Source organism: Actinomycetota bacterium, assembly GCA_035765775.1.
In the GTDB taxonomy this organism is placed as follows: domain Bacteria; phylum Actinomycetota; class CADDZG01; order JAHWKV01; family JAOPZY01; genus DASTWV01.
This window is the reverse complement of the sequence record DASTWV010000057.1, coordinates 71,842-96,631: the sequence shown is the minus strand read 5'-3', so window position 1 is coordinate 96,631 and position 24,790 is coordinate 71,842. Positions and strand designations below refer to the sequence as shown.

Below are 24,790 nucleotides of genomic sequence, written 5' to 3'. Positions count from 1 at the left end.
CTACCCGCGGTAGACCAGCTGCGGGAGGATCTGCTCGACGCCCCCCGGGGCCAGCGGGGGCGGCACCACCAAGAAGGCGGCGGTGGCGGTCGGGAACGGGTCGGCGGTCAGGGTCCGGGGCCCGAGCCGGTCCTTGGGGAAGATGAGGACCTGGCGGCCGGTGAAGGTGCCATGGGCATCGGTGGTCACCGTCGTCCGGCCGATGCCCGGCGACCAGACCAGGGCGACGGCGCTGCTCGCCGGGAACCCGGTCCCGTCGACGGCGACCACCGTTCCCGGCGGCCCGACCGCCGGGCTCAGGGTGATCTTCGGGCTGAACCCGGGCGGCGGGGAGGGCAGCGGCGAGGCTGTCGTCGTGGGTGTGGCCGAGGCGGTGCTGGTCGGGATGATGGAGGTGGACACGGTGATCCGGTGCGTGACCCGGGCACTGGTGGAGCCCTGCCGGCTCATGGTCTTCCCGGTGAAGATGGTGCTGGGGGGCGACGTCGAGACCGTGGTCCCCGCCGAGTCCGTCTCCGTCAGCACCACCGAGTACTGGCCCGACTGGCTGTAGGTGTGGGACGCCGTGGGTGACGCCCCGGACTGGTGGGGGCTGCCGTCGCCGAAGTCCCAGTCGTAGGTGGTGATGCTGCCGTAGGCCACCGTCGACGGCGAGGCGTCGAACGTGCTGGGCTTGCCGGGGGGACCTGGAGTGGAGGCAAACTCCGCTGCCGGTGCCTGGTCGGGCGTGATGGCGATCTGGTTCATGCCCGGGGGGCAGCTCTGCGCCAGCAGGCAGGGGCCGAGGGTGCCGGGCGGGCTCCCGGCGCCGGTGACCGAGACCGTCTCGTCGCCGGTGGTGGTGATCTCGACAGTGGCGCCGTCGGGGGTCACGAACAGGCCATGGGGGCTCACGGACAACGCCAGCGTCTTGACCGTGGTCGGATTCGCCAGCGGGATCGAGTACAGGGAGTTGGCCGCGGCGTCGGTGGCGAACAGTGTGCTCGTGCCCGCCGGGGTCGTCCCGATGGCCAACTGGCTGGGCTGGGCGTTGGGGGGCAGGGCGATGGGGGTGCCCAGGGCGAGCGTGGGCTTGAGAGCGATGGGCGCGATGTCGCCGCCCGCTGCCCCGATTGACGTCAGGTATGCGGTGCTGCCGTCGGGGGAGACCACCAGGGACGGCCCGAACTGGCTGTCGCCGGATGGCACGCTCACCTGACCGGCCAGGGTCCCCGCCGGGAGGTTGAAGGCGTACAGGACCGAGTCCTGGCCCAGCACGAGGAGGGTCTTGCCGTCCGGGGTGACGGCGTCGAGCGTGGGCGCGGCGCTGGTGGGGAGGTTGATGGTCGGCTGCTCGGTGAGCGTGGGCCCCGCTCCCACGGTGACGGGTGTGATCCCACCGGTCGTGGCGCTGTCGAACCCGTCGACGACGTACGCCGTCCCGTCCGGGCCGACCGCGATGTCAACCGGGTTGGCTCCTATCGGGGCCGAGGCGACCACCTTGTTGGTCGCCGTGCTGATGGCGTTCAGCGTGCCGCCCGAGGCCAGGGCCCCGGGCGGGCGGAAGGCGGCGGTGAGGGCGAAGGGGCCCGCCGGGACCAGGGCCAGCTTGGCGTCCGGCGTGATGGCGATGCCGCCGGCGACCCCGCCCACCACGACCGAGCCCACCTGCTTCTGGGTCACGGTGTCGATGGCGTGGACCGTCGAGGTCGACTGGGTGAATCCCACCCACGTGACGGCGTAGGCGATCGGGTCCCCGCCCGGCGCGGCTGCTGCGGGCCGGGGCCGCAGGACGGTCACGGCGACGCCCAGGAGGCCGGCGATCAACGCCAGGGTGCAGGCGAGCGCGCCCGGCCGTGTGACCGCTCTCGCCGCCGCGCTCATGACCCGCGATTGTAGGCACTCGGATTCCCGGCCCAGCGTGCCCTCATGCCCTCATGCCCGTCGCGCTCACGACGCCCGATGGTAACCGTGCCGTGCAGGCCCCTGGTGGGGTTCCGCCCGGCCACGCCGAGATCCGCCCGGTTGGCTGCCCTTTCGGGTAGCGGAAGGCACCCGAAGGTCTGGCCGGGCGCCGGTGCCGCCGGGCGGCCCGGGCTTCTACCGTGGTCCGGGATGATCCACGACATCGACGAGTCGCTCCGCGCCCTGGTGCGCCGCGACGTGCTGAACGGGGCCAACGTGGAGGTCTCCTTCGAGGCCCCGTCCAAGGAGTGGTCCGCCCGGCGCAACGCCCCCACGGTCAACCTGTATCTCTACGACATCCGGGAGGACGTCAGCCGGCGGGGGGCGCAGTACGAGGAGCTCCGCAACGAGCGGGGCATGGTGGTGGAGCGGCGTCCGCCGCCCCGGCTGTTCCGCCTCTCCTACCTGGTGACGGCCTGGACGCAGCGCCCGGAGGACGAGCACCGCCTGCTCTCCGCCATGCTGGCGTGCTTCCTGCCGCTGGACGCCCTGCCGGTGGACATCCTGCGCGGCGAGGCCGGCGACCTGGTCCGCCCGCTCACGGTGACCGTCGGCCTGCCGCTGCCCGCCGACCGCAACATCTCCGACGTGTGGTCGGCGATGGGGGGCGAGCTGAAAGCGTCCCTCGACCTGGTCATCACCGCCCCCTTCGAGACCCGTCGCACGCGACCCATCGGCCCACCGGTACGGGAGGAGCGCATCCTGGTGGCCGGGATGGCCCCGGAGCCGGGGGGCCCGCGGCTCCCGGGCAGCCCCCCGCCGGAGCCCCTCGTCCGCAAGGTGGCCGAGGACCAGATGGAAGCCGCCGGGGACCCGGAGACCCGCACGGTCCGGGTGCGCCGGGTGCAGCCGAATGGCAGCTGAGCCGGAGCCGGGCGGCGAGCTCGCCGGGCTTCTCACCGGGCTCGCCGACCAGGTGGCCCGGGCCGTCGCCCGGCGGCGGGCCGTCGATCCCGAGCCCGAGGACCGGTTCCGGGGGCTCTACGTGTCCGATGCCCACGTTGACGTGCTCCTGGCCGGCGGCCGGCCGGGGGTCGGTCCCGAGGCGGGGTCGGGGAGCCCGGCGGTGCTGCCCGGGGGTACCTTCGCCCGGCTGGCGGCCTGCTTCGAGCTGGTGGCCCTGGACCTCGGGCTCCTGCTGGTGGCACTCGCCCCCGACCTTGACCCGCGCTTCGAGCAGCTCTACGGCTACCTGCACGACGACGTCTCCCGCCGGCGGGCCAGCACCGGGCTGGCGTTGGAGCTGTGCGGGATCAAGCTGGCCGACGGCGCCGGCCGGGGCCGCTTCCATCCCTCCGCACCGCTGGTGTCGGGGGGGCTGTTGCTGGTCGAGGAGCCCGACCGGCCGTTCCTCACCCGCCCCCTCCGGGTGCCCGACCGGGTGACCGGGTTCCTCCTGGGCGACGGGACGCCCGACCCGCTCCTGGAGGCCCTGCGCTCCACCCCGGTGATCGGGGCCGCAGACCCCGCCCCGGTGCGCCGGTGCCTCGCGGCGGGGGCCCGGCTGGTCTACCTGCGGGAGGGCACCGGGTCGGCGGCTGCCGGGCTGGGGGCCGCTGCGCTGCAGGAAGGGGGCGGCGCCGCGGTGGTGCTGGACCTGCACCGGGCCGACGCCGCCGACCTCGTCGAACTGGCGGGGGTGGCCGGCCGGGAGGCCCGGTTGCTGGGCGGCGGGCTCGTGGTGGGGCCGCTGGAGGCGGTGGGGGAGCGGGTGCGCTCCCTGGTCCGGGCGCTGGCAATGTGCCGGTGCCCGGTGGTGCTCCACGGGACCCCGGCCTGGGACCCGGCCTGGACCCGGGCGGTGCCCGCGCTCCTGGATGCCCCGGCGCCCGGCGCCGGGGAGCGCATCGCCCTGTGGCGCTCCGCTCTCGACAGCGCCGCCGGGTTGGTGGATCCCGCGGCGATCGCCGGGCAGTTCCGCCTATCGCCCGAGCAGGTCTTCCGGGCCGCCGATGCCGCCCGCCACCGGGCGGTGGCCGAGGAACGGCCGCTCAGCCCGGCCGACCTCCAGGCGGGGGCCCGGGCGCAGAACGCCGCCGGGCTGGAGCGCCTCGCCCGCCGCATCCGCCCGCAGGTGGGCTGGACCGACCTGGTGCTCCCGGCGGTGGTGCTGGCCCAGCTCCACGAGCTGGCCATGCGCGCCGGCCACCGGGAGCAGGTCCTCGACACCTGGGGGATGGGGGCGAGATCGTCCCGGGGGCGGGGCATCACCGCGGTCTTCGCAGGCGATTCCGGAGTGGGCAAGACCCTGTCGGCCGAGGTGCTGGCTGCCGAGCTGGGCCTCGACCTCTACGTCATCGACCTGTCCAGCGTGGTGGACAAGTACATCGGCGAGACCGAGAAGAATCTCGACCGGATCTTCGCCGAGGCGGACCGGGTCAACGGTGTGCTGCTCTTCGACGAGGCCGACGCCCTCTTCGGCAAGCGCTCCGAGGTGCGCGACGCCCACGACCGCTACGCCAACGTCGAGGTGGCCTACCTGCTGCAGCGCATGGAAACCTTCGAGGGCCTGGCCATCCTGACGACGAACCTGCGCTCCAACCTGGACGACGCCTTCACCCGGCGCCTGGACGCCATCGTCGACTTCCCGATGCCCGAGGAGGACGACCGCCTGCGCCTGTGGCAGGCCAACCTGCCGTCCGGGCTCCCGGTCGCCGGCGACCTGGACACCAGGTTCCTGGCCAAGGCGTTCGCCGTATCGGGCGGCAACATCCGCAACATCGCCCTGTCCGCCGCCTACCTGGCCGCCGGGGCCGGGCGGGGGGTGGAGATGGCCGACCTGGTCCGGGCCACCGAGCGGGAGTACCGCAAGCTGGGCCGCCTGTGCGTCCCGGCCGAGTTCGGGGCCTACTACCCCCTCATCGCCACGCCGGCCTGAATGCCCGTTCGGGCAGCCCGGTCTGCCCGAAGAGCCACCCGCCCGCCCATTGCCACTCGGGCCGATTGGGCGGTTGACTAGTGGGGCAGCCCTGCCGCTGTCGTACCGCCTAGCGCAAGGAGTCCAGCCATGCACACCTACGACGCCGACCCGACCCACGCCGCCAAGCCCACCCGGCCGGCGAAGGCCGCCGGGGAACCCACCGGCATCCTCGGCCTGCAGCGCACAGCCGGCAATGCCAGCGTCGCCTCGGTTCTGGGCGCCCAGGAGGAGGAGCGGTCGCCGGTCCTGGACGTGGTCGGCTCCGGTGGCGGCCAGCCGCTCGAAGCCGGGGTCCGCGCCCGCATGGAGACGTCGCTGGGGCACGACTTCAGTGGCGTCCGGGTGCACACCGGCGGCAAGGCGGCCGAGTCGGCCCGGGCGGTGCAGGCGCAGGCGTACACGGTGGGCAATGACATCGTCTTCGGTGGGTCGCACTACTCGCCCGGGACCCCGACCGGGCAGCGGATGCTGGCCCACGAGCTCACCCACGTCGTCCAGCAGCGCTCCGGCCCGGTGGATGGCACCCCGACCGCCGGCGGGATCCGGGTGAGCGACCCCTCGGACCGCTTCGAGCGGGAGGCGGAGGACACCGCCGACGCAGTCATGGGCGCTCCCGTGCAGCGCCAGGAGGAAGAAGAGGAAGAGAAAGAGGGCAGCGAGTAGGGGTCTGCCTCTTCAGGCAACCCAAGAGGGCAGCCAGGCCTTCCCCGAGAACGGTCCGCTTGGCCGTTGTTGCCGCCTCCCGAAAGGCGGACGCTGGACGCCAGATCCTGCACATCGACCTCGTAGCGAGGAGGAGGCCCTATGCCCCAGTACCTGTCCCCCGGCGTCTATGTCGAGGAGGTGGACTCCGGATCCCGGCCGATCGAAGGCGTGGGGACGGCGGTGGCCGCGTTCGTCGGCCTTGCTGCCCAGGGCCCCTTGAACGAGCCGACGCTCTGCACCAACTGGGGCCAGTTCACGAACACCTTCGGCGAGTTCGTCGAGGGCACCTACCTCGCCCACGCGGTGTACGGGTACTTCCTCAACGGCGGGGGAGCGTGCTACGTCGTCCGGGTGGGCGGCGACGGCAACGGCTCCGGGCCGCGGGGCGAGTTGGCCAGCGGGGCCGACGCCCGGCTGGGCGGCTACGTCATCCGGGCGCTGGAGCCGGGGGCGGCGGGCAACAACATCTCGGTCGAGGTGGCCGACCCCGGGGAGGGCGCCACCGAGGACCAGTTCAAGCTCATCATCCGCCGCGACGGCCAACAGGTCGAGGAGTTCGACAAGGCCAGCACCAAGAAGGGTCGCCAGAACGTGGTGGCCATGGTGAACGCCGTCTCCAAAGTGATCCGCATCGAGGAGGCCACGCCGGGCGCCGCGCTCGACAAGCCCGTCAAGTCCACCGTGAGCCTGACCGGCGGGGGCAGCCCGCCCGCCCCGGCCCGCCTGGCGCCGGACGACTACGTAGGCGACGCGTCGGACCGGACCGGCTTCGGGGGCCTGGAGGCCATCGACCCGATCACGATGGTGTGCGTGCCCGACCTCATGGCCGCCTACCAGAAGGGCATGATCGACCAGGAGGGGCTGAAGGCGGTCCAGCTGGCGATGATCGCCCACTGCGAGTTGATGGGCGACCGGGTGGCCATCCTCGACTCCCCGCCCGGGCTGAACGCCCAGCAGATCCGGGAGTGGCGGGTGGACAAGGCGGGCTACGACTCCAAGTACGCCGCCCTGTACTGGCCGTGGATCAAGGTCTTCGACCCCGCCTCGGGGCAGAACATCTTCGTCCCGCCCAGCGGGCACATGGCGGGCATCTGGGGGCGCAACGACGACACCCGGGGCGTGCACAAGGCACCTGCCAACGAGGTGGTCCGGGGGGCGATCACCCTGGAGTTGAACATCACCAAGAGCGAGCACGACCTCCTGAACCCCCACGGCATCAACTGCATCCGCAACTTCCCCGGCCGGGGCACGCGGGTGTGGGGCGCCCGCACCCTGTCCAGCGACCCGGCGTGGCGGTACCTCAACATCCGGCGGCTGTTCAACTACCTGGAGGAGTCCATCCTGGGCGGCACCCAGTGGGCCGTTTTCGAGCCGAACGACTATGCGCTGTGGGCCAAGATGCGCCGCACCATCGCCACCTTCCTGGTGAACGAGTGGCGCAAGGGCGCCCTGTTCGGTCTGAACCCCGACCAGGCGTACTACGTGAAGTGCGACGACGAGACCAACCCGGCGGAGTCGATCGACGCCGGGATGGTGATCTGCGAGATCGGCGTTGCCCCGGTTAAGCCCGCTGAGTTCGTGGTCTTCCGGCTCTCGCAGTTCTCCGGCGGAGCATCGCTGACCGAATAACCGTCCCTGCTTACTGCCTGCTACTGAACGAAAGGGGGTACAGGTCCTATGGCCCTGCCCGATGAGGATGCGAGTGTTGGCTGGTCGTTCGGGTTCGAATTCGACGGCATCCAGATCAAGCAGATCCAGGAGCTGTCGGGCGTGAAGATGGAGCAGGACGTCATCGAGCTCAAGGCCAACACCAAAGACGGCAAGTACGTCAACAAGCAGCTCCCCGGCCGGCCGAAGATCGGCGAGATCAGCATCACCCGGGGCCTGACGTCGGACAAGACCTTCCAGGACTGGGTCAAGGACGCTCACCAGGGCAACATGCCCGTCTCCCGGAAGGGCGGCTCGGTGATTGTCTACGACTACCAGGGTGCCGAGATCATGCGCTACAAGCTGACCAACTGCTGGCCCAAGGTGCTGGAGGTGGGGACGTTGAAAGCCGGTGACACCAGCATCCTCACCGAGAAGCTCACGATCGCCCACGAAGGCTGCGCACCCGCCTGATGCGCCGGGGACTGGCGCCCGTCCTGGAGGCGGGCAGGAGCGAGGACGACGCGCCCTCCGAGGGTTCCGGGCGCGGGGCGGGGCGCGCGGAGGAGCCGCGCAAGCTCCAGACCGAGTTCGATTTCGTGCTCCCCCGGGGCTATGTCGACCGGTCGGGCACGGTGCACCGCAACGGCGCCATGCGCCTGGCGACCGCCCGGGACGAGCTCTTGCCGCTGCACGACGACCGGGTCAAGGAGAACCCTGCCTACCTGACCATCGTGCTGCTGGCCCGGGTGATCACCCGGCTGGGGACGGTGGAGGACATCCACGGTGGGGTGCTGGAGAACATGTTCGCCTCCGACGTGGCGTTCCTCCAGGACCTCTACCGGCGGATCAACGAAGAGGGCCACACCCGGGCCGCGGTGACCTGCCCGGCCTGCGAGCACAACTTCTCGGTCGATGTGGCCGGTGGTCGCCTGGGGGAATCGTGACGTACGCGCCAGACCGGCTCTACCGGGAGGTCGCGTACGTCGCCTACCACTTCCACTGGAGCCTCGACGACATCCTGGACCTCGAGCATCCCGTCCGGCAGCGCTTCGTGAAGGAGATCGGACGGCTGAACGAGGAACAGGACCGGGGTAGGTGAGCCCCGGTGCGGGGCGGTTTCGGTGCCCGGGCTGGCCGCGGTGCCGGTCAGGGTGCGCGGCCTGAGTCGGTTCCCGTCGCCCCGCCGGTGACGCCGCCCGCCTCTGCGCGCCCCGAGGCCGGGGAGTGGCGGGCCGCCCGCGGGTTCGAGCCGGTCCTCGGTGCGATGCCCACCGTGGTGGGGGTCCAGAGTTTCAAGGACGGCCTTGCCGCCCAGACGGCGCCCTACCCCTTCCTGGCGCCGCTGGCGCACGGGGTGTCGGAGGAAGCGCCGGCAGGCCTGGTGAGCGGGCTGACCTCTGTGGTGGCCCCGGCACCCGTGCAGCGTCAGGTAGCTTCCCCGCCCCTTGCCCCCCGTGCTCCCCGTGCCCAACGTGCTCCCCGTGCTCCCCGGCGGCGGGCCGGAGGGCCTGGGCGGGAGCGGACCTGGCGGACCGTGTTCCGGGCGGCCGACCCCCCGGCGATCCGGTGGAGCGAGCCCGCTGCCCCCGTTCCCCCGGCAGTTGGGGCGCCGGTGCCGGTGCCGGGGCCGGTTGTGGTGCTGGGATCGGATGCGGTGGTGCCGGGGTCGCTAGTCGAGACCGGGGCGGAGCCTCAGGTGCAGCAGCAGTCGGCGGGCGCGCCGGCCCGGGAGATCGACCCGGTTCCGGATCCGGGCCAGCTCAGCGGGCGGGACTCCGCCGGCGCGGCCCCGAGGGGGGCCAGTCCCGCGGTCCCAGTTTCCAAGCCGATCCGGCCGCTCCTCCAGGCAGCCCCGAAAGGCCTGGTGCCCCGGGAGCTCCCGGCGGTGGAGATGCCGTCCGTCTCGCGGTCGGTGGCAGCCCCTGCCGCGACCATCCCTTTGCCCCGCGTTGCCCCGGTCGGTGTTCCCTCTGCAGACCCTGCGGGGCCGGTGGCGCAGACAGTCGCTGGGCTGCCCGTCGAACCGGTCGCCGAACCGCCCGTTCCCTCCATGGCACCCCAAGGACGGCCGATGGAGGCGCCGACGCTAGGAGCCGAGACGTTGCCCCCCGCCGCCGAGGGGCCGGCGGACCTGGTGTCGCCACCCGACCAGCTTCCGCCCCGGCCGGTGCCTCCGGCCGCGGCCCCCCGGCCGGCCGCATCCCGGAACGGCGGACCGGTCACTCCCGTCCCGTCCGGGCCACCGATCCAGCGTCTCCCGGCGGCCCCGGTGGTCCGCTCGGCTCCCCCCGCCGTTCCGTCTGGCCCTGCCGCCGCGGGCAGCCCTGCCTCGGCGGCTCCGCCGATTGCCTCGCCGTTGCCGGGGCCCTCGGATCCTTCGGGTCCGCCTATAGCCCCGCCGCGCTCCCCGGCCGCACCGGGTCCGGCATCGCCCTCTTCGCCCGTCGTGGCACCCGGAGCAGCGGCTGTGGCCCGGACCGCTCCGGTGGCCGTGAAGCGACGGACCATCCGCCAGCTGGGCCTCGGGCTGGGGGCACCGTTGCCGGGCAAGGCCGGTGCTCCTCCGGCGGACCTCGCGTCCAAGCCGGAGGCGCCGGTGCAGCAGCTCGTCGACGCTCCTTCTTCGGCGGCCACCAGAGCGCTGGTCACACCCCCCCTGGCCGAACGACCGATCGAGACCGCGCTGCCCGAGGTGGCACCGCCCCTGCCGCCGGATGGGAGCGCCGGCACCGTTCCAGCGGAGCGTGGCGAGGCACCCGCCGTCCGGATCCCGGAGGATGTGCCCATTACATCGTGGCCGCCGGCACCTCTCTCGTCGCAGACCCCGGAACCGGCACCGCAGCGGATCACGGAAGGCCCCGATCCATCGGTCAGCTCACCCGCCGCACCGCCGCTGGCCGACCGACCGATCTCGACCTCGTTGCCCGAGGCTGCTCCGCCGCTCAGCGAGGGCGCCGGAAACCCCGCCGGGGCGATGCGCGGGGCGGTCGTCCCCGCCCGGCTGCCCGAGAGTGTCCCGTCCGCGTCGCCGCCTGCCCCGCCGCTGACCGCCCGGGGCGCAGCTCCCGAGCGAACCGCCCAGCGATTGTCGCCAACCCCGGATTCTGTGTACACGCAGCGCCATATGGAGCACCCCGGTGTACACAGAATCCCGGAGCCGACGCTCCCGGTTGTCCCCGGGGGGCCGGCGGCCGCCCTCCCGGCGCAGACCGACGCGGCGCAGACGGACCCGGCGCAGGCCGTCCCGGCCACCGGGGTTGCGCCGCTCACGGAGCGCCCGATCGCCACCGCGCTGCCCGCAGACTCCCAGCACCAAAGCCCCCCCGTGCCGGCCGAGCTGCCCGGGACTGGGCTCGAACTGAGCAAGGAGGGTGCTTCTCGGCTGCCGGGCACATTCGCCGAACCTTCGGCGCCACGCAGCTGGGAGATCTCATCGCTGGCGGAGCGTCCCATCGCCACCGCCTTGCCCCGCCCAACGGACGAAGGCGCTGCCGCAACGCCGGCCCGTCCTGAGGTTTCCGCGCAGCGTCACGCGCAGCATCCACCGGTCTTGTTGCCCCATTCACCCACCGAATCCCACTTGGTCAACCTTCCGGCGCTCCCAGAGCGGTCCCCATCCCCGGTCGAGCACATCGCCCCGCTGCCCGAGCGCCCGATCGCCACGGCGCTGCCCAGCGCCGGCGTCGCGCCCAGCCCCGAGGTTTCCGCGCACCATTACCCTCAGAACTCACGGCTTTTGTTGTCCAGTTCGCCTCCGGGCCCCGCGCACCGGGTCCCGGCCGGCCATACCGCCCCGCTCCCCGAGCGCCCGATCGCCACCGCCCTCCGGGGGCGAGGTGAGGCCGACGCCACCGGGGTTCTGCCCAATTCGCCGCCTCCGGGCCCCGCGCACCCAGACCCCACCGGCGCCGACCTGCCGGCCCTCCCGATGCCGACCGCCACCCCGTGGGCGGCCCCCAGGCTGCCCGAGGCACCGACTCCGCTCCTCGGGGTCCGCGCCCTGCAACGATCTCTCCCCGGCCACGGCCCGGCCGCCCCGGCAACGCCGGCCGCCCCGGCAACGCCGGCCGCCCCGTCGTCCCAGCCCCGGTCGGCGCCGGGGGGTAGGGCTTCCATGGATGCCCTGGTGTCCCGCTCCCCGCTTCCCGCCCCCATCCTGCGGCTATCTCCTGCTCCCACCCGCCCCACGGCGGAGCAGGTGTTCCGCATGGTGCAGCGAGCGCCGACAGAAACCGCCACCGGCACCCCGTCCCCCATGGCCAGCCCGCCCAGAACCTCCCCGGCCCCACGTTCACCGGCAACCAGCCCGGCGGCATCTGCGGCCACCGCCGGCCCCGAGACGGCCCCGGTGGAGCCGAACAAAGCCCTGCCCGACGACATCGATGAGCTCGCCCGCCGCCTCTACCCCCGCCTCCGGCCCTACCTGCGCCGGGAGCTCTGGCACGACCGGGAGCGGGCGGGACTCCTGACCGACCTCACCTGAAAGGAAACCGACCGACGTGCCCGGCGCCACCGACACCGACCCAGCAGTCGCCCTCTACTTCCACGTGCGCATCGACGGCGTGGACCTGGGCGAGTTCACCACCTGCGACGGGCTGTCGATGGACGTCGTCACCGAGGAGCGGGTCGAGGGGGGCAACAACGGCTACGTCTGGAAGCTGCCGGTGCGCATCACCTTCTCCAACGTGCGCTTCACCCGCCCGATCGGCCCGGAGAGCATCAAGGTGGCCTCCTGGCTGGCCGGGCTGGCGAAGGGGGTCAAGCGCACCTCGGCCGAGATCGTGGCGCTCACCCCGCAGGGCAACCGCCTGGTGACCTGGCACCTGACCGGGGTCATCCCGGTGAAGTGGAGCGGGCCCTCGTTCTCGGCGGAGTCGCCCAAGGTGGCGGAGGAATCGCTCGAGATCGCCCACAACGGCTTCACCCTCGAGGCGGCGTAGGCCATGCCCATAGGACCCCCGCCCTCGGGCTTCACCATGGCCTACCTGGAGCTGGCCGAGATCAAGAGCTCCTCGACCGGCGAGGTGAGCGCCGGCTCGACCACGGGCACCATCCACTTCCAGTTCAACCCCCAGGAGTTCTCCATCGCCAAGAGCGCCAACTGGCAGACCACCAACGTCGCCGGCAGCAGCAACGCCGGGCCGGCGCAGTACATGGGGCCCAACCCGTCGCACATGAGCCTGGAGATGTTCCTCGACGCCTCGGAGGAGTCCGACGGGGACGTCTCCAAGGACGTGCAGAAGCTCATCGATGCCTGCACGCCGACGTCCGCCTCGCAGGGCAAGGACCGGCCGGTGCCCCCTGCGGTGCGCTTCGGCTGGGACAAGGTGTACTTCGTGGGCTACATCCAGCAGGTCAGCGCCCGCTACACGCTGTTCCACCCCAACGGCAAGCCGATCCGGGCGGTGTGCTCCCTCACCCTGCACGAGCTGCCGACCAAGCAGGGCAAGCAGAACCCCACCTCGGGGGCTCTGGCGGCGATGGCGACCCGCCAGTTCCTCGAGGGGGACACGCTGGCTGGCATCGCCTACCAGGAGTACGGCGACCCGACGCTGTGGCGGGCGCTGGCCGAGGCCAATGGGATCGACGACCCGCTCCGGGTGGCCGCCGGTCGCCACCTGCTCATCCCCTCGATCTCCTCGGCAGCGGGGCCGGCATGAACCCCACCCACTCGCTGTCGGTGAGCCTCGCAGGCTCCCCGCTCAGCGCGTCGCTCGAGGAGCTGCTGGTGTCCGCCTACGTGGAGACCAGCCTCAACCTCCCGGACGCCTTCGTGCTCACCTTCCGGGACCCTGGCCGGGTGGTGTTTGCGGCCTCGTCCGGGATCCAGATCGGCGGCAAGGTGACCATCAAGGTGGTGTCGGATGCCAGCCCCTCGGGAACGGTCCTGATCGAGGACGCCGAGATCACGGCCCTGGAGGCCGAGCACGACCCGCTGGGGACGCTCTCGGTGGTCCGCGGACTCGACACGTCCCACCGCTTGTTCCGGGGGCGGACCACCGCGGCCTACAAGAACATGAGCTACTCGGACGTGGCGGGCAAGGTGGCCCAGCGCAATGGACTGTCGCTGGGGACCGTCGACTCGACATCGGTCGTGCACGACGTGATCACGCAGTTCAACTGCTCGGACTGGGACTTCCTCGGTGGGCTGTCGGCCGAGGTGGGCTACGAGCTGATGGTCACCAAGGGCAAGCTCGACTTCCGCAAGCCGCAGTCGGCGTCGGGCGCTCCGGGCCCCGGCACGCTTGCCTCCACCAACCCGTTGCAGCTCACCCTGGGGGAGAACCTGCTGAGCTTCCGCTGCGCGGTCTCCGCCGCCGAGCAGGTCACGGAGGTCAAGGTCCGGAGCTGGGACCCCAAGCAGAAGCGGGAGATAGTGGGGACGTCGCCGGCGAAGAGCTCCGCCAGCCATCTCGATGTCACCCCGGCGGACCTGGGCGGCAAATTCGGCTCGCCGACGCACCTCGCCGCCAGCATCCCGTTCGCCACGCAGGCCGAGTGCGAGGCCGCCGCCGCGGCCCGGGCCGAGGACATCGGCAGCGCCTCCGCCACCTTCGACGGCGTGGCCCTGGGCAACACCGACCTGAAGGCGGGGGCGGCCGTCAGCCTCGGGCAGGTGGGCAAGCCGTTCGACGGTAAGTACCGCCTGACCTCCGCCCGCCACCACTATGACCCCGACGGCGGCTACACCACCTTTTTCACCGTGAGCGGCAAGCAGAACTCGACGCTGCTGGGCCTCGCTTCCGGCGGGGCAGCGGGCAAGGGCAGCGGTTCCGCGTCCCGGAAACCCATCCCCGGGGTGGTGCAGGCGATCGTGACCAATGCCAAGGACCCGGAGAACCAGTGCCGGGTCAAGCTGAAGTTCCCCTGGCTGGACGATACCTACGAAAGCGACTGGGCGCGGGTCGCCCAGATCTCGGCGGGCAACGGGTACGGGGCCGTGCTGGTGCCCGAGGTGGGCGACGAGGTGCTGGTGGCCTTCGAGCAGGGCGACAGCCGCCGGCCGTACGTGCTGGCCGGGCTCTACAACGGCGTCGACAAGCCGCCGACCGGCTCGGTGCCGACCATCGACGATGCCTCGGGCAAGGTCCAGCGCCGGGACTTCTTCAGCCGCACCCACCACCGCCTCTCCTTCACCGAGAAGGAGGGGACCGACGACGGGATCCTGCTGCAGACCGGCGACAGCAAGTACATCGTGAAGCTGTCGAAGAACAACCAGAAGCTGACCATCAATGCCGACGGGACCATCGAGATCGAGTGCAAGGGGGCCCCGGGCGACATCAAGATCACCGCAGCGGGCAACCTGGACCTCAAGGGCCGCCAGGTGAGCATCAAGGCCGACAGCGGGGTGTCGATCGACGGCGGCGGCGGCAACGTCGAGATCAAGGGGGTGCAGCTGAAGGCGAACGGAACCGCCCAGGTCACGGTGCAGGGCGCCACGATCAGCATCAACGCCAACGCCACTGCCGAGCTCAAAGGCGGCGCCATGGTCCAGGTCCAGGGCGCCATCGTCAAGATCAACTGAGGTGGGCCAACGATGAGGGAGCGCACGTGACCGAGGACTTCGTCGGCAAGGGCTGGGCCTTCCCGGTGCGCACCAGCGCCAGCGGGGGCATCGCCCTCGTCGGGCGCGAACAGGAGGTCGAGGAGGCCATCCGGCTCATCATCGGGACCGCCTACGGCGAGCGGCCGATGCGCCCCGAGTTCGGGTGCGCCATCCACGACTTCGTCTTCGCCGCCGTCACCGGGTCCACCGCCGGGCGGATCGCCTACGAGGTGCGCCGGTCGATCGAGCGCTGGGAGCCCCGGGTGGATGTGGAAGGGATCGCGGTGACCACCGACCCGGCCGATGCCTCGACGGTCTACATCGACGTGCAGTACTCGATCCGCGGCACCAATGACCCCCGCAACCTGGTGTTCCCCTTCTACGTGATCCCGAGCGAGACCCTGCCGGAAGCGGGGGTCGGGGAATGACGCTGCCGGCGCCGAACCTGGATGATCGCCGGTTCCAGGACCTGGTCGACGAGGCCAAGCGCCTGGTCCAGCAGCGCTGCCCGGAGTGGACCGACCACAACGTTTCCGACCCGGGCGTGACGCTGATCGAGACGTTCGCCTTCATGACCGACCAGCTGCTGTTCCGGCTGAACCGGGTGCCCGACCGGCTCTACATCAAGTTCCTGGACCTCATGGGGATCCGGCTGTTCCCACCCACCGCCGCCAAGGTGGACGTGACCTTCTGGCTGTCCGCCACCCAGGAGGTCACCATCGACGTCCCCGCCGGGACCGAGGTATCGACGCTGCGCACGCCCACCGAGGAGGCGGTGTCGTTCACGGTGCTCTCGGACCTCGCCATTGTTCCGTGCTCCCGGTCTCGCGTCGCCACGGCCCTCGGCCCACAGGCCGGCGACCAGACCGACCGGCTGGAGATCGGGGATGGCTTCCCGTGCTTCGATGCGCCCCCCAAGCCGGGCGACGCCCTCCTGATCGGCCTGTCCAACCCGGTGCCGTCGTGTGCGGTCCTCCTGGAGCTGGGCTGCCGGATCGAGGGCGTCGGTGTCGACCCCCGGAACCCCCCGATTGCCTGGGAGGCATGGGATGGCCGGGGCTGGGCAGTCTGCGAGCTCGAGCGGGACACCACCGGGGGCCTGAACAAGGACGGCGAGGTGGTGCTGCACGTCCCCGCCTCCCACCAGGCCTCCCAGATCGCCGGCCGACGGGCGGGCTGGCTGCGCTGCCGGGTCACCGACGCCGAGGAGGGCCAGCCGGTCTACAGCGCCCCGCCGTTCATCAGCCGGGTGGCGGCGTCCACCATCGGCGGGACGACGGTGGCGGTGAACGCCGAGATCATCGAGGGCGAGGTGGTGGCCACCGCCACCGGGGGCGCCGGCCAGCGCTACCCGCTGCGCAACGCCCCGGTGGTCCCGGGGGAGGCCCCCGTGATCCTCGAGGTGAGCGAGGGCGAGGGGTGGGAGGAGTGGGCTCCGGTGGACGGCTTCGCCCACAGCGGCCCGCACGACCGCCACTTCCAGCTGGACGCCGCCAGCGGCGAGATCGCCTTCGGCCCCGCCGTCCGGGAGCCCGACGGGTCCCTGCGCCGGTACGGGGCCGCCCCGGGCGACGGCGCCGTCCTGCGGGTGCGCTCCTACCGCACCGGCGGCGGCCGGCGGGGCAACGTCGCTCGGGGTGCCATCTCGGTGCTGCGCACCACGATCCCCTTCGTGGGCTCGGTGGTGAACCGGCGCCCCGCTTCGGGCGGGGTGGACGGCGAGGACCTGGAGTCGGCGAAACTGCGGGGCCCCCTCACCCTGCGGACCCGGGACCGGGCGGTGACCGCCGAGGACTACGAGCAGATCTCCCTCGAGGCGGCGCCCGAGGTCGCCCGGGTCCGGTGTGCGCCTGCGGGCAATGGCGCCGATCCCGGGGCCGTCCGGGTGCTGGTGGTGCCGGCGGCCAGCGAGCGGGAGGCCGGGCGCCTGGAGTTCGAGCAGCTGGTCCCCTCGGACGAGACGCTCGCCCGGGTCGCGGGGGCCCTCGACGAGCGCCGGGTGATCGGCTCCCGCCTGGTGGTGGAGCCCCCGGTCTACCAGGGGATCACCGTGGTGGCCCGGCTGCGGGCCCGCCGGTCGGCCTCGGTGGACCGCCTGCGGGCGGCGGCGGTCGAAGCCCTCTACGGGTACTTCCACCCGATCAGCGGCGGCCCCGACGGGACCGGCTGGCCGTTCGGGCGCCCCATCCACGCGGGTGAGGTCTACGCGGTCCTGCAGCGCCTGCCGGGTGTCGAGCTGGTGGACGAGGCCCGCCTCTACCCGGCGGATCCGATCACCGGCCGGCGGGGCGAGGCCGTGCAGCGCCTGGCGATCGACCCCCATGCCCTGGTGTTCTCCTACGGGCACCAGGTCCTGGTCGAGCCGGCATGAGGGGCGCCGTCCGGGGTATGGCCAGCCCCCAGCCGCTGGGGTTCCTGCTGCCGCCGATCTACTACGAGGACAGCTTCACCCAGCGCATCACCGCCGGGCTGGATGAGGTGCTGGCGCCGGTGTTCCTGGCCCTCGACAACCTCGACGCCTACCTGAGCCCCGCCGTCGCTCCCCCGGACTTTTTGGAATGGTTGGCCGGCTGGGTGGGGGTGGTGCTGGACGAGACCTGGTCGCTGGAGCGGCGGCGGGCGCTGGTGGGCGAGGCGTCCGCGCTCTACGCGCAGCGGGGGACGGTGCGGGGGTTGGTCGGGCTAGTGCGCCTTGTCTTCGGGGGCGACGTCGAGGTGGAGGAGAGCGGGGCCGCCGCGTGGTCGCCGGTGCCCAACGGCGATCTCCCGGGCACCGCCGAGCCGTCCCTCAAGGTGCGGGTTCGGGTGGCCGATGCAGGAGTTGTGGATCGCCAACGGCTCGAAGCGGTAGTTTCCTCGGGAAAGCCCGCCCACATCCCCCACCAGATCGAGGTGGTCACCGGTTGATCATCTGTAAGCAGTGCGGGAACCGCAACGAGGACGGCGACGAGTTCTGCGGTTCCTGCGGCTCCTTCCTGGAATTCACCGGGGAGCGCGAGGCACCCGCCGCCCCGGCGTTCCCCCCGGAGGCCGCTCCGGTGCCTTCACCCACCCCGGCGCCGGCTCCGCTGACCCCGCCCCCCCCGCCGCCCGACCTGGCCACCGAGCTCCGGCAACGGGAGGAGGAGCGCCAGCGCCTCGCCGCCCAGCGAGCTGCCGAGGAAGCCCGCCGCCGGGCAGCGGAGGCCGAGGAGGCCGCCCGCCGAGCCGCCGAGGAAGCCGCCCGCCGTGCCGCCGCCGAGGAGCAGGCCCGGCGGGCTGCGGCCGAGGCCGCCCGGGTGGCCGCCGAGCAGGAGCACCAACGGGCCGAGGCTGAGGAAGCCGCCCGGCGCCACGCCGCCGCTGAGGCCGAGGAAGCTGCGAGACGGCAGGCCGCCCAAGCTGCCGACGCCACCCAAGCTGCCGACGCCGCCCAGGCCCAAATGCAGGCGGCTGCTGAGGCGGCTGCGGCTGCGGCCCGCTCGGAGGAAGCGTCCAAGCCGGGACCGAAACCGGGTCCGGACGTGGCACCGGAGCCCCCGGCCGAGGCGGCCGGGACCGGTGGGCCGAGACCGGGCCCGCGGGGTGAGAAGACCGCCGAACGGCCACCCGGACCGGTGGGAGCAGCGCCTCCTGGGCCGAGTGCGGAGCCGCCTGGGCCGGCGGGAGAGCCTGCCCGGGCCCGGGTGGAACCATGGGCAGAACCGCTCGCGTCCGGCCGCTACAGCCTGAGCGACGCTCCGTTGGGGCCGGCTCGCCCCGGGCGCCGGTCCTTGGCGGACGACGCCCCTGCACCCGCCGGTCCGGAAGGACCGGTAGGCGCCGAAGCCGAATCTCTGTCGACCGCAGCGGCTGACGCCCCGGCATCGACGGGCGCCCCGGCGCCGGAAACCGGCAGGGCACGTCGTCCACGGATGCAGAGCGTCCTGGGGACCCGCCCGCCTGCTGGGCCGGCGCCGTCGGAGCCCGCCGTATCGCCTGCTGCGCCTCTCTCGCCGCCTGCGCCCGCCACGTCGTTTGGGTCGCCCCCGTCGCCCGGCGACGCCGGCTCGGCGCCCGGGGCTGGCCTGGCGGCTGGACCGGACGGCACGCCACCCCCAACGCCGGCCGAGGAGGCTGCCGAGGCGGAACAGGCGCGCCAGGCTGAGCAGGCCGCCCGGCTCGAGGAGGAGGCTCGGGCTGCAGCTGCCGCCCAGGCTCATGAGGCCGCCCGCCGGGAAGCGGAGGCGCAGGCCCGACGCGCGGAAGCGGAGGCCGCCGCCAAGGCCCAGGCGGAAGAGGAGGCCCGCCGGGCGCAGGAGGAGGCCCGCCTCGCCGCCGAGCAGGCGGCCAAGGCCCAGGAGGCTGCCCGCCGAGCAGCGGCACTCGTGGCCAAGGCGCCCCCACCACCACCGCCCGGGGCATCGCCGGCCGGCCCCCGACCCACCCCGGCACCGGCAGCAGGCCCGCCCGCGCCGCCTGCCGCGCCCGCGGGACCTCCTCTGTGGGGAGCTCCACCTCCTCCCGCACCACCGGGCCCTCCGCCGCCGCAGCGTTCCCTCTGGGAACCGGCTCCGGCGACGCAGGCCCCCGCGGCCGCGTCACGAGCCGACACGCCAGCCCCGGCCCCCGGCGCACCGGCGCCTCCCTACGCCGCGTCGCCCTCGCCGTACGGGGGACCGATGCCGCCCCAGGCCCCCGCGGCGGTGAAGCCCCAGGTGTCCCAGCCCGAGGCGGTGAAGCCCGCGGCCGCCAAAGCCCGGCCCGCCCCTGCGGAGGCGCCGCCACCGGCCCGCACCTACGCTCCGGGCGACCTCATCTGCGGCCAGTGCGGTGAGGGCAATACGCCCAACCGCAGGTTCTGCCGGCGCTGTGGCACCTCGCTGGAGGCGGCGGTCGTGGCCCCGACACCCAAGGTCTCCTGGTGGAAGCGCATCTTCGGGCGGAAGAAGGCGGTGCTCGCCGCCGGCGAACGGCCGGCCCAGGGCCACGGGAGCCGGACAGCCCCCAAGCCCTCGGCAGTGGGCAAGGTGATCAAGATCATAATCGCCCTGGCGGTGGTCGCCGGGATCGTGGCCGCCGCCGGGCCGTACCGCAAGACAGTCGAGAACAAGGTGAAGAGCGTCACCTCCAGCATCCGCAAGAAGGTGTCGCCGCACTACAACCTGGTGACGCCGTTGAACGCCTCGTCGACCTCCTCAGTGCCCACGCACCTGGCGGCGCAGGCCATCGACGGTCACACCAACACCTGGTGGCAGGCGCAGGCGAGCCCCAAGCTCGGGGTGGGGGTCTCGATGTTCATCCTCTTTTCCTCCACGTCCCAGCAACCGGTCAACCTGGACCGGGTGAACGTGTTCAGCGGCATTGGCGCCACCTTTGTCGCCGAGCCGCGGCCGAAGTCGGTGCTCATCAGCTACAGCAACGGGCAGTCGGACACCCTGACGCTCAAGAACCAGCCCGACGCCCAGCTCCTGACCCTGGAGCACGGCCATGGCATCCGGGGGGTGACGATCACCATCGAGTCGGTCTACCCGTCGTCCAGCGGTGGCACCTCCGTGGCCATCAGTGAGCTGGAGTTCTTCACCAAGGAGTAGGAGAGCCATGCCCCCGGCGGCCCGCATCGGCGACATGCACACCTGCCCGATGGTCACGCCCGGAACGCCGCCCATACCGCACGTCGGCGGGCCGGTGACCGGGCCCCCGGCAGGCCCCCCGGTGTTGATCGGGGGCGTCCCGGCGGCCACGATGGGCATGATGTGCACCTGCGTGGGGCCGCCCGACACGATCGTGAAGGGCTCGGTCACGGTCCTGATCAACGGCAAGCCCGCCGCCCGGATGGGCGACACCACCGCGCACGGCGGGGCGATCGCTTTGGGTCTCCCGACCGTGGAGATCGGCGGCTAGGCTCGGCGAGCGTCGGCAGCACCGCCGACGCTAAATCCCCAGGTCGGCCAGCACCTTCTCGTAGCGCCGGTGCGCCGCCAGGGCGGCGGCGTGGTTGCCAGCCAACTCGTGGGCCTCCTCGAGGGCCCGCCACAGGTCATCCCGGGTGTGGTCGGCGTCCAGGCCCAGCTCGCATGCCCGGGCCGCGGCCAGCCCGTCGCCCTCGGCCAGGAGGAGGTCGGCCAGCTCGCAGGCGGACTCGACCGCCAGGGACCGGAAGCGCTCCCGGGCCCGCACCACCCAGTCGTCCGGCCCGTCCTCCGGGAAGAGCTCGCCCCGGTAGATGCTGAGGGCGGTGGTCAGCGTCCCGACGGCCTCGGCCTGCTCGCCGCCTGCCTGGAGGCGCCGGGCGCGCCCCACGAGGTCGGCCAGTTCGACGACATCGACCGACCAGGCCGCGGCCGGGACCAGCCGGTAGTCCTCCCCGTCCCGGTCGATGCGCACCGCCCCTGACACAGGGGCGGACTGGAGGCACTGGCGCAGGACCGAGACCGCCACGTGCAGGTTCCGGGCACCCACGCGGGGATCGGCGCCCGGCCACAGAGCTTCGATCAGGACCTCACGGTGCAGGGGGGCGCCGGCGTGCAGGGCCAGCAGGTGCAGAAGCTTCCTGGGTCGGGGCTTCACCCGGGCGAGGTCCGCCTCGGCGCCGCCCACCGAGAGGCTGAACCCGCCGAAGCACTGCACCCGCACGGGGGGCGGCGGGGGGTCAGCCGGGCCCGTCCTTGCCCGGGGGGCTGCGAAGGCACGCAGCAGGGCCAACCCGCTGTCCCGGCTGAGCGCCCCGGCCCAGCGGCCGACCTCGTCGAGCGAGGCCCCGTCGATGCGGGCAAGGGCGAGGTAGGCCAGCGCCCACGGTCCCCGCAGGCCCACGCGGCGGGCCTGGCGCTCGGCGTGATCGGCCGCTGCCCGGGCCTGCGGGTCGGCGGCGGCGGCCAGCATCGCGGCCCGGGCGCACAGGCACCAGGCCTCGAGGACGTAGGCGTGCAGCCCGGCGAAGCCGTGGGCGGCCTGTTCCAGCACGCCGGCGTGCGTCCCGCCCGCCTGCAGCTCCCCGAGGCCCTCGAGCAGCCCGGCGAGGCTGGCGCCCCAGGCGTCGCCCTGCTCCTGGCAGAAGAAGCGGGCCGCGGCTGCCTCGGAGCGCCCGTCCGGGCGGTCGGTGAGGGCGAGGACCGCCTGGCCGACCCGGGCCAGCCAGGGGATCCGCAGCTCCTCGGCCCGGGCCGAGGCGTGCTCGGCGAGTTCCTTGGCCTCCGGGAGACCGGCGAGGGCCGCGGCGGCCGCCTCGGCGACCATGGCCCCGGCAGCCAGCTCGGGGCTGGCGTCCTCGGCGCCGAGGACGGTGGCGAGCCGGCTCCGGGCCTCATCGACGTCCCCGGCCAGCAGGCTGGCCAGGCCCCCCGCCAGCAGCCCGCGCGCCCCGGCGATGCCGCCGGCCAGGGCGCCCAGGGGGTCGCCGGCGACCGCCCGGCGGAGAGCCCCGCTCCAGTCGGGGGCAGGCGGGGCGGGCTCCATCCAGGAGCCCAGGGCGAGGCGCTCCTCCACCGCGCTGTCCAGGCCGGTCTGCGGGCCGGCCTGGGAGCCGAACCCCTCCTCGGCGAGGCGGTAGGTGGCCTGGGCCTCGGTCCAGCGGCCGTGCGCCCGCAGCCGGCGGGCGGTGGCCAGCAGTGCCCAGGGATCGTGGGCGCGCAGGTTCGCTGGGAGCAGGCTGATCCAGTCGCCCCGCCCCATGGCCAGGCTGCCGCCCGCCGCGCCCAGCAGCCGCTCCACCGACGGCCAGTCCTCTGCCCGGCAGTACGCCTGCAGGGCGTCGACCGCCAGCCCGTCGGCCTCCAGGACGGTCCCCGCCTTGCGGTAGCGGTCCCGGGCGAGGTCGGGGCCGAGCTCCTCCCGCAGCACCCCTTCGAGGTGCGCCCGGAGGGCTTCGTGGTAGCGGTAGCCGCCGGTGTCGAGTGTGGAGGTGAACACCTGGCGGCGCTCCAGCTCCTGCAGGCAGCGCTCGCTGCCGGTGGTGCCGAGCAGGGCGTCGCACAGCGGCCCGGACATGCGGCTGAGGACGCAGCTTCCGACCAGGAACTGGCGCAGCGCGGGCGGCAGGTCGTCCAGCACGTTGCGGGCGAGGTACTCGCGGGCCAGCCGCCGGGTGGCGAGGGCGGCCAGGGTCTGGCGCCGTTCGGTGGCGGTCTTGCCGCTGGTGCCCAGGTGGAACATCTGCAGCCCGGCGGCCCAGCCCTCGGTCCGGCGGGCCAGCTCGCCCGCCTCCTCCGGCGGGAGGGGCTGGCGGTAGTGCTCGGCGAACAGGCGCTCCACCTCCCAGCTCCGGAAGCGGAGGTCCTCGGCCCCCAGGTAGAGGAGCTGGCCGGCGATGCGCAGGCGGGTGAGCAGGGCCAGGGACGGCACGCGCCGGGTGGCGGCCAGGACGGCCAGCGACGGGGGCCGGTAGGCGAGCAACTGCTCGAAGGCCCCGGCCGCCGGTGTCCCCTCGAGGAGGTGGAGGTCGTCGACCACCAGGACCACCCGGGTGGCGGGGGACCCCTCCAGGGCGAGCACGGCGTCCTCCACGCTCGCCCACCCGCCCGGGAGGCCGGGCAGGCCGGGGAGGGCGTCACGCAGGGTGGCCTCGAGGTAGGCCAGCGCAAGGCGGGCGTCGCCGTCGGATTCCTCGACCCGGTACCAGGCGGCCGGCGCGCCCAGCGCGGCGGCGCACTGGGCCAGCAGCGTCGTCTTGCCCGCGCCCGCCGGGGCGGCTATCAGGCTCAGCGTGCGGTCCCACGCCCCGGCGGCGAGGGCCTCCTCGAGCCGGAGCCGGCGCATGCCATCCGCCCTGGGTGCCCGGATCTTGGCCGGGACGACCCCGGGGCTGGCGCCGCGGGTGGCCAGCATGGCGGCCGAGGCGCCGGTGTGGATAGCGGCGGCCCCCCGGGCGGGATCGGGGGCCGGTGGTACGTGAATCGCTGGCGAGTTGTCCGTTTGGTGATACAAGCGGGGGCCCCCAGTGGCACGGGAATCGCCGATTTCTCTTGATTCTCCGGACGCCGGGCGCGGCGGTCAAGTTAAAAATTTGGCCCGGAGTACCGTGGTTCATGGCCACGTCTGCGAAATCCGCCGGCCAGTTGATCCGTGAGGCGGTGGCATCCTGGCCGGGGGTTGCGACCACCGTGCACCGCTTCGGCGGGATCGAGTACCGGCTCGGCCGCCGGGAGTTGGGCCACGTGCACGGCGACCGCCTGGCGGACCTGCCCTTCCCCCGCCGCATCCACGACGAGGTGATCGCTGCAGGCCGGGCCGAGCCCCACCATGTGCTGCCCGACAGCGGGTGGGTGAGCTGCTGGATGCGCCGCCCCGAGGACGCCGAGGGCGTGATCGCCCTGTTCCGGATGCAGTACGAGCGCTACACCAGCCGGCGGGCCGCCGGGGGATCAGCCCCGGCCGGAGAGGACCGGGTGCCGGGGGGCGGTGTCGGGCAGCTGGATGAAGGTCCGCGCCAGGCGGTTCCGGGCGAAAACCAGCACGTTGTTGTAGCCGAGCTCGAAGTGCCGGCTGGCCTCGATGGAAAGCCCGGCGGCGGCGAAGACGTCCCGGATCTCGGCGGCATCGAGCAGGGTGCGCCGCCGGGGCGGGCCCGAGATGACGTGGGCGCTCTCCAGCAGGCGGGCCACCCCGTCCACCCCCGGTGAGGGCGTGGTGACGATGAGGCGCCCGCCCGGGTGCAGGTGCATGGCGCAGGCCGAGGCCAGGGCGGGGAGCTGGCCCCGGGGTACTTCCTCGAGGAGCGCCAGCAGGGTGATGACGTCGAAGGGGTCCCGGTCGTCGAGGTGCTGGGGGAACGCCCCCCGGACCAACCGGTAGTTGCGCCCGATGATGGTGCCGGGGAGGGCGGGGTCGATGCCCACCCCCCATCCGATCCGGGATCCGGCGGCCCGCAGGAGGGCGCCGTCGCCGCACCCCACGTCGAGCAGGCGGACCCCGGCCGGGACGTAGGCCAGTGCCTGCGCCAACCGCTGGCGCTCCAGCAGGCGGTCCACGGCGGTCTCGGGACCCGGCTGTCCCCTCTTCAATGGCTTCTCCGGCCTCTCGGCCCCTCGGTCCTGTTCATCGGTTCTCTCTCGAGCCTACACAGTGCC

At 73.3% G+C, this 24,790-nt stretch carries 19 protein-coding genes and 1 pseudogene; 17 read left to right on the top strand and 3 right to left on the bottom strand.

Annotated features, from left to right (window positions below):
* Window positions 1-1,863: a PKD domain-containing protein gene (locus VFW71_13670; protein ID HEU5003804.1), complete on the bottom strand. Its 1,863-nt coding sequence runs from the start codon at window positions 1,861-1,863 to the stop codon at window positions 1-3.
* 231 nt (window positions 1,864-2,094) lie between these two features.
* Between VFW71_13670 and VFW71_13665 the strand changes: the two genes are divergently transcribed.
* The 16 genes from VFW71_13665 (at window position 2,095) to VFW71_13590 (ending at window position 20,627) form a co-directional block, all read left to right on the top strand.
* Window positions 2,095-2,808 (top strand): DUF4255 domain-containing protein, encoded by a 714-nt coding sequence (locus tag VFW71_13665; protein HEU5003803.1) that lies wholly within the window; start codon window positions 2,095-2,097, stop codon window positions 2,806-2,808.
* The gene (locus VFW71_13660; GenBank protein ID HEU5003802.1) at window positions 2,798-4,822 is read left to right on the top strand and encodes an ATP-binding protein; all 2,025 of its coding nucleotides are present in this window, start codon (window positions 2,798-2,800) and stop codon (window positions 4,820-4,822) included. The genes VFW71_13665 and VFW71_13660 overlap by 11 nt, the downstream gene beginning before the upstream one ends.
* A 129-nt stretch (window positions 4,823-4,951) precedes the next feature.
* Complete coding sequence (locus tag VFW71_13655; protein HEU5003801.1) at window positions 4,952-5,527, top strand: DUF4157 domain-containing protein; 576 nt, start codon at window positions 4,952-4,954, stop codon at window positions 5,525-5,527.
* 141 nt (window positions 5,528-5,668) lie between these two features.
* On the top strand, window positions 5,669-7,198 hold the full coding sequence (locus VFW71_13650; GenBank protein HEU5003800.1) for a phage tail sheath family protein: 1,530 nt from the start codon (window positions 5,669-5,671) through the stop codon (window positions 7,196-7,198).
* A gap of 48 nt (window positions 7,199-7,246) precedes the next feature.
* Window positions 7,247-7,690: a phage tail protein gene (locus VFW71_13645; protein ID HEU5003799.1), complete on the top strand. Its 444-nt coding sequence runs from the start codon at window positions 7,247-7,249 to the stop codon at window positions 7,688-7,690.
* Window positions 7,690-8,163 (top strand): hypothetical protein, encoded by a 474-nt coding sequence (locus VFW71_13640; GenBank protein ID HEU5003798.1) that lies wholly within the window; start codon window positions 7,690-7,692, stop codon window positions 8,161-8,163. The genes VFW71_13645 and VFW71_13640 overlap by 1 nt, the downstream gene beginning before the upstream one ends.
* Window positions 8,160-8,318: a DUF6760 family protein gene (locus tag VFW71_13635; protein HEU5003797.1), complete on the top strand. Its 159-nt coding sequence runs from the start codon at window positions 8,160-8,162 to the stop codon at window positions 8,316-8,318. Before VFW71_13640 ends, VFW71_13635 begins: the two co-directional genes overlap by 4 nt.
* A 3,015-nt stretch (window positions 8,319-11,333) precedes the next feature.
* Window positions 11,334-11,702 carry a hypothetical protein gene (locus tag VFW71_13630; GenBank protein HEU5003796.1) on the top strand — a complete coding sequence of 123 codons (369 nt, stop codon included), beginning with the start codon at window positions 11,334-11,336 and terminating at the stop codon, window positions 11,700-11,702.
* 16 nt (window positions 11,703-11,718) lie between these two features.
* On the top strand, window positions 11,719-12,159 hold the full coding sequence (locus tag VFW71_13625; GenBank protein ID HEU5003795.1) for a phage tail protein: 441 nt from the start codon (window positions 11,719-11,721) through the stop codon (window positions 12,157-12,159).
* Window positions 12,160-12,162: 3 nt separating this feature from the next.
* Window positions 12,163-12,879 carry a LysM peptidoglycan-binding domain-containing protein gene (locus VFW71_13620; GenBank protein HEU5003794.1) on the top strand — a complete coding sequence of 239 codons (717 nt, stop codon included), beginning with the start codon at window positions 12,163-12,165 and terminating at the stop codon, window positions 12,877-12,879.
* Entirely contained in the window at window positions 12,876-14,744 is a 1,869-nt protein-coding gene (locus VFW71_13615; protein HEU5003793.1) for a VgrG-related protein, read from the top strand. Before VFW71_13620 ends, VFW71_13615 begins: the two co-directional genes overlap by 4 nt.
* Window positions 14,745-14,770: 26 nt before the next feature.
* Complete coding sequence (locus VFW71_13610) at window positions 14,771-15,193, top strand: GPW/gp25 family protein (protein ID HEU5003792.1); 423 nt, start codon at window positions 14,771-14,773, stop codon at window positions 15,191-15,193.
* A complete protein-coding gene (locus VFW71_13605) occupies window positions 15,190-17,136 on the top strand; it encodes a putative baseplate assembly protein (protein HEU5003791.1) in 1,947 nt (648 codons plus the stop codon). The genes VFW71_13610 and VFW71_13605 overlap by 4 nt, the downstream gene beginning before the upstream one ends.
* Window positions 17,133-17,672 (top strand): phage tail protein, encoded by a 540-nt coding sequence (locus VFW71_13600; protein HEU5003790.1) that lies wholly within the window; start codon window positions 17,133-17,135, stop codon window positions 17,670-17,672. Before VFW71_13605 ends, VFW71_13600 begins: the two co-directional genes overlap by 4 nt.
* A complete protein-coding gene (locus tag VFW71_13595; GenBank protein HEU5003789.1) occupies window positions 17,669-20,317 on the top strand; it encodes a hypothetical protein in 2,649 nt (882 codons plus the stop codon). The genes VFW71_13600 and VFW71_13595 overlap by 4 nt, the downstream gene beginning before the upstream one ends.
* A gap of 7 nt (window positions 20,318-20,324) precedes the next feature.
* A complete protein-coding gene (locus VFW71_13590) occupies window positions 20,325-20,627 on the top strand; it encodes a PAAR domain-containing protein (protein ID HEU5003788.1) in 303 nt (100 codons plus the stop codon).
* A gap of 30 nt (window positions 20,628-20,657) precedes the next feature.
* Here the strand turns inward: VFW71_13590 and VFW71_13585 are convergent, their stop codons facing one another.
* Window positions 20,658-23,549: a BTAD domain-containing putative transcriptional regulator gene (locus VFW71_13585; protein ID HEU5003787.1), complete on the bottom strand. Its 2,892-nt coding sequence runs from the start codon at window positions 23,547-23,549 to the stop codon at window positions 20,658-20,660.
* Between the two features lie 200 nt (window positions 23,550-23,749).
* On the opposite strand from VFW71_13585, the pseudogene VFW71_13580 reads away from it, so the two are divergent.
* Window positions 23,750-24,058, top strand: a pseudogene (locus tag VFW71_13580) (luciferase family protein).
* A gap of 27 nt (window positions 24,059-24,085) precedes the next feature.
* On the opposite strand, the gene VFW71_13575 reads toward VFW71_13580, so the two are convergent.
* Complete coding sequence (locus tag VFW71_13575) at window positions 24,086-24,724, bottom strand: class I SAM-dependent methyltransferase (GenBank protein ID HEU5003786.1); 639 nt, start codon at window positions 24,722-24,724, stop codon at window positions 24,086-24,088.
* Window positions 24,725-24,790 lie beyond the last annotated feature (66 nt).